This is a genomic window from Acinetobacter sp. YH12236 (assembly GCF_013417645.1).
In the GTDB taxonomy this organism is placed as follows: domain Bacteria; phylum Pseudomonadota; class Gammaproteobacteria; order Pseudomonadales; family Moraxellaceae; genus Acinetobacter.
In genome coordinates this window covers 1-8,731 of sequence record NZ_VPDM01000058.1, presented here as the reverse complement: position 1 = coordinate 8,731, position 8,731 = coordinate 1, and the positions used below count along the sequence as shown (strand labels likewise).

The following is an 8,731-nucleotide window of genomic DNA, read 5'->3' as shown; positions in this document are numbered from 1 at the left end:
ACAAAATAATTCGGTAATATGATCCATTGAGAAGCCTTGTTTTATAACATTTTGTCTTGAGAACCAATATGTTACAAAAACAGGGCTTTTTTTCTACTCTTTTTTTATATCGAACTCAGGTTAAATAGACTTTTTCTTTTATAAATTGAACATCAAGACAAAAAAAGGAGGTCATGTCTAATCATGACTAAATCCCTAATTAAGCACGTTTCAATGCCATAACATGGCGAACCATATCGTTAATATGTTGTTTTGTTTCATTATCTTGTGAACTTAACCATTCTACGACATCAGCATCAAAAGCCTTTGCTTGCGCTATGGCATGGCGTTCCTGTAATTTCTTCACAAAGCTAGGTTTAACCAATGGGGCATTGGTAGGGTCAAAATTTTTATAGCGTTCTAGTTCATTTTGCATTGCTGTACCTCCGCTTTTGGTGATGTGATGGTTCAAATGCAGTGATTATTCTCGCGACATCTCCACGTTCAACCCAAACCACTGTTAATAGTCTACCACGATTGCTTAAACCTACTGATATTAGTCGTTGTTCGTCATAGTGTCCTACATCATCAAAAGACATCAATGCAGGATCAAGGAAAATACTACAGGCCTCCTCGAACGTAATTTCACGCCCTCGATAGACTAAATCCATTTTTTGGTCATGCCATTCAAATAACAAGCCGTAATATTCAATCAATGGCATGATTACCTCTTTTTCTCTCGTAAAACTGAAATTAAGTAAGAATTTTCTTTTAGCATAAGAAATATTCTTATTATTTTGGGTCGATCACACATAAATCATTGTTTTTGGAATAGTTGCACTGATCTTTCATTATTCGGACACAAGGTTTAGTTTCTTCCCCAACTTTACAGCTTTGAATATCAAGTTGAATACCATCCTCTCTTAAGCTCTCAATCTTAGAAATATTCTCAAGTGGCTTTATATAAACACTAAATAACCAAATGATGCCAAGCATAAGAATGGTAAAAATTCCTAAAATCATTGTGATGATTTTCCACGAAAATTGATCACTGGTTGATTCAATCGAGTTTTTTAAATGTCCAAGTGCTTTGGCGGCCTTAATAAGCTCCGCTGTACCCTCTTGTAAACCCGTATTTAGCGATTTTGATACGGTGCTATGGGTTTGCCCTGCTATAACCTTCTGAATGCGTTCTTCGGTGATTTGAAGCTCTTTAACCGCCTGATTGACTAGGTTCTGCTGTTGTTCTGCAACTGCCATTAGTGCATATAGTTTTTTTTCATCAGGTGTCATCGGCTCATCCCCTTATAACTCATGGTTTTCTGTTGCTCTCGTTCTAATTTCTGCTGTTCTTTGTACTGTTCCAAAGCAAGCTGTTTGAAGCTGTCAAAATCAGCCTTAAAGCTCTCAATACCCTGTTTAATTTCTTTGTCTGAAATTGGGCTGTCTTTGAGTTCTTTCAGATCTTTTTTCAGGTCGCCTAAGTCTAGTCGCTCAAGCTCTTTATAGGCTGTACGTGACTGTTGCAGGGCTTCCCTGATTTCAGGGTCTTTGGCTTGGCTTGGTAATAGTTTTTTTTCAGGTTCTTTGTCTATGCCTTGCTCTTTATAGCTTCGCATATCAATACGGCTGTCAATTTGGTGTTTTTCTAAATGGCTGTTGCATAAATCTGCCCATCTTTGGCGTAAGTCTTTAATATCGGTTTTTCGTTCCTGGTAACTCTTGCCTGTATTGTCTTTTTTAGCTCCGCCACGTTCAGGATTCTTGCTGTTATAGCGTTTGAAATATTGCTCTGGATCTCGTTCGATTCCATCTTGCAGACGTTCATTAAACATGAGGTGCACGTGGGGCTGATCGTTGCCATCCATTGCTTTAGGGTTATGAATCGCAAACTGATACGGATATTTTGAGCCAATTTCAGACTGAATAAAGTCTTCAACCAGTTCTAGGCGTTGCTCGGCATTCATCTCTCTAGGCAGGGCAATTTCATATTCTCGATAGGTACTACCGTTTTTACGCTCGTAAAGGTCGGCTGCCTCCCAAAAGGTAATGGGATTATGTTCAGCCCATTTCGGCATGTTTCCATAAGCACTATGTTCAAGGTCGGTTTCTGCCTGTTCCTGTTTAAGCTTTTTTTCTTCGTCCCGATCAATATATTCGGCATGCGGTGCTGCCTTGCCTGCCTTGCCGACTTTGACACTTAAACGAGCAATCGCCATTAGGTTTTTTCCTGTTCCTTTTTTCGGTCTAGTTCTTTCTTAAATGCTCTTTGATCAAGTATCGAAGCCCACATCATAATGATGATAATTAACGGTGCTGCGATCACGCCAAAAGTAATATCTTTGATTTTTCCCAATACCTTTTTTAGTTGCATGCTATTGCTCCTAGCTTTGGTACTTCTTTTTTTCGTAAATTTTCAATTTACGGAAAAAAGAAGTTTCAGGGTTTTAGGGATGAAGTCCCTAACGTGCTTAGGTTTCTCAATGAAATTGAGAAACGTCTAAGCGCGCCATCAAATTTTTGATGGAAGTTCAGGCGACAATCTCTAGAATGACTTTAACAAAATTACGTTACTCGAACGTAAATATTTTGTTATCGTTCTTTGAGTATTGAGCCTGTACTTTTGCGGTATCTGAATTAATGGAATTGAATATGAATAATGATTGGCTGTCTGAAAAAATCACCTATATTTCTGCTTTAAAAAATCCGAGTGATGCTCAAAAACTTTTATTGGAATTAGCAAAAATCCAATATCGTACACCTGACCAAGAGAAAAAACTGAATGCTTTGATTAAAGCCGAAAAAGCCATAGATAGAGCGAATAAACAAAAAGTAGCCGTTAGAAAATTACTGAATGCAGAAAAAGAAGCTGAACGTAAAGCTCGTACACGTCATCTCATCCAATTAGGCGCACTTTTTGAAATTGCTAACTTAGATCAACGTGACCCAGCCGAATTACTTGGGGTTCTGCTTAAAACTGCTGAAATAGATCCTAATGATATGAAATGGCAAATTTGGAAGGATTTAGGATTAGAAGTTCTCAAACAACGTAAAAATAATTCAAATTAATTATAAGCTAAGCTAGATCAGCAATAAATTAAGTTATGATTTAACAAATCATTATGAGATTTCATAGGACAATTAATGAAAAAGTTTATCTTAGGACTCTGTCTATCTTTACCAATTCTCTCTCATGCAACACCTAAATGGGAACTTGCTAATGTATTCATCACAAACAAAGATAAAGGTGAGATTTCTAAAATATATGTAGACAAAAATTCAATCAAAACAGCACCAAATAATAATGATATTAGATATTTTTCTATAAAAGAAGTTCACTCAAATCCTAAAAATAATGTAGTGAAAAATAATTTAGCGATTGAATGTTCACAAGGTCTTTTCTTGAGTCCATTTACTAATCAATGGGAACCTATTTTTCAAAGAGGCTATATTATTGGTACTCTAAAAACCTATGAATATTATAGCTATACAACTGTTTGCGATGATGTCAGAGGAAAATATTCTAATAATATTATTATTAATACAAACAGAATTGGATTTTAATAATAGCCTAAGCAGAACAAGCTTCTCAAAAGCTCTTCTTAAAAATATAAAAGCCTATAAAAGCAAAAGCACATGCTCTCAACTTCTCAACCGTTCACCAAAGCGTCGCACTTCGTGCTTTGGCTTTGGTGAACGGTTGAGAGAGTTTCGGCAATACTCACCCTAAGGGCAGTCATTTAAAAAAATGACCCATCCCCTAAGTATTGCCGATTTACCGCATATTCTTTTGGCTTCGGAGCCACGTATATCGGTCGTATCCGCACATAGCTTTGCAGACTATGCAGACAAGGACTAAAGGTCTTGCACCTTCTCCCACGCGCTCCCTGTCGAAGTATGGCGGTATCTCTGCGAGGGTTTCCCCAACATGCAACTTAACCAACCTATACAGCTACTCTTAACGCTCCGCTTTTGTGAGATTCCCCTGTAGCGGTTTAGCCTTTCGACTATCGCTACGTTGCACCAGTGACACTTATTCCCTCCACATGCAACGCATGCCAATCCGTAAAACGGACACGCAGAAGCAGGCAAAGCTCGATCTATGATGCTTATTTGATGATTTAAAACACGGATTAACGAAGACTTATCATTTTGGGTCTTGAACTAAACACTGTTTATTGTGAAAATAGAGTTCAGGTACAAGCCTTAGTGTGAAATCATAACGGTCGCCAAACCTTATGATCTTCGTTACTTGATGTTAGTGCATCAAATAACTGCGTACCGCTGAATTTACTTGAAAACCCCTCTAACTTGCAAGACTTAGAGGGGTTTTTATTTATAATTTTAAATTACAAATTACTTATCTTTATTTAAAGCAAATTTTCGCTTCTTAATCACAGTAATTGGCTTTTCTTTTGGAGCCATATTTTTCTGAATGGCTACCTGCCTCATTTCTACTGGCACAACACTATTTTCAGTAGATTTTGGACTAGATTCTTTAAGCTTTGAATCTGTTGGCTTTTGCAAAGTTGCTTCTTTATTTTTAATTTTTATATAAATTTCATGAGCAACTGTATTGTGTTCCTTAATTTCCCTGTTTTTATCAGTTAATTTTTTATACTGTTCTTTAAAAGGTTTTATAAATTTTTTGATAGCTGATAAGAATACAGCTTCTTCAGGGTATATATCCGCTAATGTCTTAGGTGCTTCCTTCTGCACAAAATTGATGAGATCGGCTGGAAATTTATTGAGAATCTCTGGAGTAGCAAAGCTTACAAAATCATAGTCATGATAAGAAATTACAGCATATCTGGTATTTTTTTTGGTCGGACTTTTAATATAACCTTTAACTGTTGCCTCTCCTTGATCAAGTAACTTTTTTAAATAGAAATCTTTGATTTGGTTTTCTATAAGTGCATTCCCTCTATAGAATCTAAGCTTCTGACTGATTTCCGCCTGTTCTTCCAGGTTGTCTTCATTAACAAGTTTTAGCTGTTCGGCTTGGTCAAGGAATTGAGCATAATTATATTGAGCAAGTTCGGATGTCCAAATCAGTAACTGGTCAAGGTTTTTAGGCATAGGAACTTTCAAATCATTCAAATCAAGCTTTTTAATGGGCGCAAGTTCTTCTTCCTTAAATTCATTTCTCTCTAAACTCGCTCGATTTAACATAGAACTATCCTTCAATATTACTTATATTTCAAAAATCTGTAAGTCATTAAAACAATCTTAAATAACCATCTAGACACCGAATACAGCCATTATAAGATTATGAAAAATCTAGAGCGACTATCTTTGCTGACATTTGTGTTCAAGGTGAGAGAGTTAAATAAATACGTATCGCTAAATGTAAAAAAAGTCTATTTAGTATTGATACTAAATAGGCCGAGCTCGGTCAGGCGTTGCTGTTCGTAGCCAATCACCCACTGCTCCCCTGCCCGGCCCAGCTTGCGGTTGGCTTCATCGCGAGCGGCATAATCGAACTTTCGCGGTAGGCGTTGCCGTAGAGATGCCGGGGTACGCACAAGCACTTCACGGGCGGGTGGTTCTACCAAAGCCGCTCGGTAGGTTTTGTCACCCGGAAGTTTTACCTCCTCCAGGGCATCGACAAGAGCGCCGACCGTCTGCTGATGTTCCAGAACGTAGGCGTGTACGGATTTACGCAGCAGCAGTTGGCTGTTGCCGCGTGGCTTGTAGCCGTTGATATAGGGCAGGCCCAGGGCATCGAGTACGGCGCTAATGTTCTGGTGCTTGAGCTCGACTGAAGACTTGCTGCGACCGTTCAGCAGTTGGCGCAGTGCCTGGTTGTGCTCGGACTTGTTGTACGGCTCCCCAGCCGCCTCGGCACGCAGCATGTCGAAATAGTCTTCGACCGTGGCCAGGACCTCTTCTTCGGACCAGTCTTCGCCGATGCGAATGATGCGAAACCCGAGCCGCGTCAGCGCCGGAACGACGGTCGCCTCGCCACCGGAGAAGCTGTCAGCAGTGAGCGGGCCCTGCTCGGGAAATTGCTTGCCGAAGGCCACACCGGCGATGGCCTTGGAATCGCAATCGGTGCCGGTCTTCGGATCACGTACCAGGAAGTCGCGGGACTTGCCGTAGCCGTGGCGCGCCAGGAATTTCGTGCGGCCCAGTTGCACGAACTCATCGATGGCAGCCTGCACGGCGGCGGGGCTTCGAAGCTGGGAGAGTTGAGACACAGGGTCCTTCCTTACTGTCATGGTGTGCCGGGAACCGCCGAGCCACGAGATTATGAGTAGCCCCTGAACAGAAACGTCACGATAAAAGCCGTGAACGCCACCAGGCCCATTAAATCCCTTGCGTATTTGCAGCCCGTGCTGTCCAAACCTGTACCAGGTCCGATCAACACGCTCCAACCATTGAGGTACGAAAACACCGCCTGACCGAACAAAAAATGCGTGATAGCCGCCGCAGCCATGACGCCGGAATCGTCAGACAGGCTGTAGCTGTTGACCATTGCCCTGTACGCCTGCATCTGAAATGGCTATTGCCCTGATGGGAGCCGGCTTTTCAGCCACCGACACCAGCGATGCCGTCAATATTCTTTACCCGATAACCATGACCGTACAAGCTAACAAGGCCTGGCAAGCCAGCGGACTTAAAAAGTCTTTTTTTCTACCATCCCACAAAAAAGTTCGTGGTGGAGAAAAGATAAGCTATGCAAGGCTTTAGGAGACGTGGTTTTTCAGGATGACGAAGAACGATTCGGCGCTAGGTGCAACATAGGTGCATCGCACGAGCGCTAGGAACGGCGAAAAAAGGCGGACGTGGCGAAATCGGTAGACGCAGCAGACTTTAAAATTGGAGTGCCCGCGGGGAAATCCGCGGAGTAGAACCGCTCAAAGTCGGGGAACGCTAACGGGCAATACCCTAAGCCAATCCCGAGCCAAGCCCCTTCGGGGGAAGGTGTAGAGACTGGACGGGCGGCGCCTAAAGCCTTCGGGCAATGGCGAAGGGACAGTCCAGACCACGAACGTCATCAGACGGCGGCGAAAGTCGAGGTGGTACGAAAATCTGCTTCTCTGTGAGAGTACGGGTTCGAGTCCCGTCGTCCGCACCACAAAGCCAAACATCCCTGCGATGATCGACCTCTGGGCGTTTGGTCGTGAGCCCGCCACCCTCGCGCTACGCTTTGCGCAGGCGTCGAAGGCGATCAGGTGCGCCCATCGATTCCGTCGAGCACCATCGCTGCGAGTTCATCGCTGGTGTGTGCACCACTATCGAGAACACGGGTTGTGCATGGAAGCCGTTCCCTTGCGGCCAAGCATCGGGCGACATTCGCTAATCGCCACTCTCGAATCTCCGCATTTCGATTCGGGTCAGGATGCATGGTCTGGTTCGCGATCCGGTGACGCAATAGGTCCTCGTTGAGCGTCAGAAAGATGTGCAGCAGCTGATCGTCGATCCGCCTTACCCCGTCGAGTATCTCAGTCAAATAGTCCGGGTGCACGAGCGTCATTGGGATGATGATGTCCTGCGAGTAATTCCTTCGAATCTCCCTGACCGCCGCGATCGTAAGTCCCCTCCACAAGGGGAGATCCTGATAGTCTCCGCTCGCTGGCATGGGGACCGTTTCTTTCACCACGAACCCGATTTCCTCGGGGTCAAAGATCAGCGATTTGGAACGCCGATCGCGCAGCCGCTTAGCGAGCGTCGTCTTTCCGGCGCCGAAAGGTCCGTTGATCCAGATTATCATTGTCGACGGCCTCTAACCTGAAGGCTCGCAAGAGCGCTCGACGGCCTCGTGCGGAGGCACGATCGGAGTGGTTCCGAAATGCTTCTCAAGATAGGTGACGCCGAACGTCACGATGTCCTGCGCGTCGAACAGGTAGCACTGAGCAAAGCCCACGACACCTTCTCGATGGCGACCGAGCTTCACGTAAGCATTTGCTATAGTTTCAACCGCATCCGGCTTTCCTTCGATAGCAAAGCAATCGAGAATGCCGTTTGAATCGTAATCCGATGCCGTTTTCCAGGCGACTTCACCGTCTCTTCCAAGCATCGGCATCTCATACGTCACCCACCGTTTGTTGGGGATATCGGCAACCGCCTCGGCGTAGTGCAATGCGGTAACGGAGTTTAGCGGCGCACCCAACAGCAGGGCCTTCCCGCCAAGGCGAACGAACCGCTCGACGGGCGATCCTTCCCCCAAGGCGTGACCGAGTTCGTGAGGCTCCGTCAGCGTTTCAGCCAGCGGACCAACCGCGACCATCGATGCATCGGGGTGCGCGCTGCGCCGCGCGCCGGGGGCTTGAACCAGAAATTGATTCAGCAGGCCGAACCCACGGTAAGTCCCGGCTGTTGCGGGATCGAACGGCAGCCAGGTACGGCGGGCTTCGTCATCCAGCCGAGCGCCATTCAGAGTCTCCTCGTAGGGTGATCGGTCCCACGACGCGTATCCCATCACAGTGCCAGTCGGCCCAACCGCGGAGCGTAACGCGGCAACGACCGTCTCCGCTCCTCCTTCGACCGGACCAATCGCTTTAAGTGAGGCATGCACCATCAAGAGGTCACCGGTTTGGACTCCGAGTTTTTGAAGCGCCTCCGTTATTGCCTTCCGCGTATGCATCGCGATATCTCCTCTAAACTGCAAAACACTATACCTAACCTGAGTTCGATGAAATCCACTTAACCTTTTAGCATATTTTGGAAAGTTGGCTTATTGGGGTTCAAACAATAAGCCACTACAGCAGCCATGATATTCACCATGAAGTTATTTACCGAACGATGA

The 8,731-nt window shown here is 44.5% G+C and carries 13 protein-coding genes and 1 pseudogene; 3 read left to right on the top strand and 11 right to left on the bottom strand.

What is annotated here, in order from left to right; all coding sequences use genetic code 11:
• Positions 1-199: 199 nt before the first annotated feature.
• The 5 genes from FTV14_RS15440 to FTV14_RS15420 form a co-directional block, all read right to left on the bottom strand.
• Entirely contained in the window at positions 200-415 is a 216-nt protein-coding gene (locus FTV14_RS15440) for a hypothetical protein (protein ID WP_114674320.1), read from the bottom strand.
• A complete protein-coding gene (locus FTV14_RS15435) occupies positions 405-701 on the bottom strand; it encodes a BrnT family toxin (protein ID WP_180054134.1) in 297 nt (98 codons plus the stop codon). The genes FTV14_RS15440 and FTV14_RS15435 overlap by 11 nt, the downstream gene beginning before the upstream one ends.
• A gap of 70 nt (positions 702-771) precedes the next feature.
• Positions 772-1,272: a hypothetical protein gene (locus FTV14_RS15430; RefSeq protein WP_180054133.1), complete on the bottom strand. Its 501-nt coding sequence runs from the start codon at positions 1,270-1,272 to the stop codon at positions 772-774.
• A complete protein-coding gene (locus FTV14_RS15425) occupies positions 1,269-2,198 on the bottom strand; it encodes a MobA/MobL family protein (RefSeq protein ID WP_180054132.1) in 930 nt (309 codons plus the stop codon). The genes FTV14_RS15430 and FTV14_RS15425 overlap by 4 nt, the downstream gene beginning before the upstream one ends.
• Complete coding sequence (locus tag FTV14_RS15420) at positions 2,198-2,353, bottom strand: hypothetical protein (protein ID WP_180054131.1); 156 nt, start codon at positions 2,351-2,353, stop codon at positions 2,198-2,200. The genes FTV14_RS15425 and FTV14_RS15420 overlap by 1 nt, the downstream gene beginning before the upstream one ends.
• Before the next feature lie 278 nt (positions 2,354-2,631).
• On the opposite strand from FTV14_RS15420, the gene FTV14_RS15415 reads away from it, so the two are divergent.
• Both FTV14_RS15415 and FTV14_RS15410 read left to right on the top strand, forming a co-directional pair.
• Complete coding sequence (locus FTV14_RS15415) at positions 2,632-3,048, top strand: conjugal transfer protein TraD (protein WP_180038344.1); 417 nt, start codon at positions 2,632-2,634, stop codon at positions 3,046-3,048.
• A 75-nt stretch (positions 3,049-3,123) separates the two neighbouring features.
• The gene (locus FTV14_RS15410; RefSeq protein WP_180038346.1) at positions 3,124-3,543 is read left to right on the top strand and encodes a hypothetical protein; all 420 of its coding nucleotides are present in this window, start codon (positions 3,124-3,126) and stop codon (positions 3,541-3,543) included.
• Between the two features lie 792 nt (positions 3,544-4,335).
• Here FTV14_RS15410 and FTV14_RS15405 read toward each other — a convergent pair.
• The 3 genes from FTV14_RS15405 to FTV14_RS15395 all read right to left on the bottom strand — a co-directional run bounded on the left by FTV14_RS15405 (position 4,336) and on the right by FTV14_RS15395 (position 6,457).
• Positions 4,336-5,151: a hypothetical protein gene (locus tag FTV14_RS15405; RefSeq protein WP_180054130.1), complete on the bottom strand. Its 816-nt coding sequence runs from the start codon at positions 5,149-5,151 to the stop codon at positions 4,336-4,338.
• A 188-nt stretch (positions 5,152-5,339) separates the two neighbouring features.
• Positions 5,340-6,179 (bottom strand): hypothetical protein, encoded by an 840-nt coding sequence (locus tag FTV14_RS15400; RefSeq protein ID WP_373688489.1) that lies wholly within the window; start codon positions 6,177-6,179, stop codon positions 5,340-5,342.
• 50 nt (positions 6,180-6,229) lie between these two features.
• Positions 6,230-6,457 carry a hypothetical protein gene (locus FTV14_RS15395; protein WP_000248278.1) on the bottom strand — a complete coding sequence of 76 codons (228 nt, stop codon included), beginning with the start codon at positions 6,455-6,457 and terminating at the stop codon, positions 6,230-6,232.
• Between the two features lie 23 nt (positions 6,458-6,480).
• Here FTV14_RS15395 and FTV14_RS15390 point away from each other — a divergent pair, with 23 nt between their 5' ends.
• Positions 6,481-6,672 carry a hypothetical protein gene (locus FTV14_RS15390; RefSeq protein ID WP_000951934.1) on the top strand — a complete coding sequence of 64 codons (192 nt, stop codon included), beginning with the start codon at positions 6,481-6,483 and terminating at the stop codon, positions 6,670-6,672.
• Positions 6,673-7,153: 481 nt separating this feature from the next.
• Here the strand turns inward: FTV14_RS15390 and FTV14_RS15385 are convergent, their stop codons facing one another.
• The 3 genes and pseudogenes from FTV14_RS15385 to FTV14_RS15375 all read right to left on the bottom strand — a co-directional run.
• Positions 7,154-7,696 (bottom strand): AAA family ATPase, encoded by a 543-nt coding sequence (locus FTV14_RS15385; protein WP_000587837.1) that lies wholly within the window; start codon positions 7,694-7,696, stop codon positions 7,154-7,156.
• Between the two features lie 12 nt (positions 7,697-7,708).
• Entirely contained in the window at positions 7,709-8,569 is an 861-nt protein-coding gene (aac(3)-IId, locus tag FTV14_RS15380; protein ID WP_000557454.1) for an aminoglycoside N-acetyltransferase AAC(3)-IId, read from the bottom strand.
• A 59-nt stretch (positions 8,570-8,628) separates the two neighbouring features.
• Positions 8,629-8,731, bottom strand: a pseudogene (locus FTV14_RS15375) (IS982 family transposase); the annotation flags it as partial.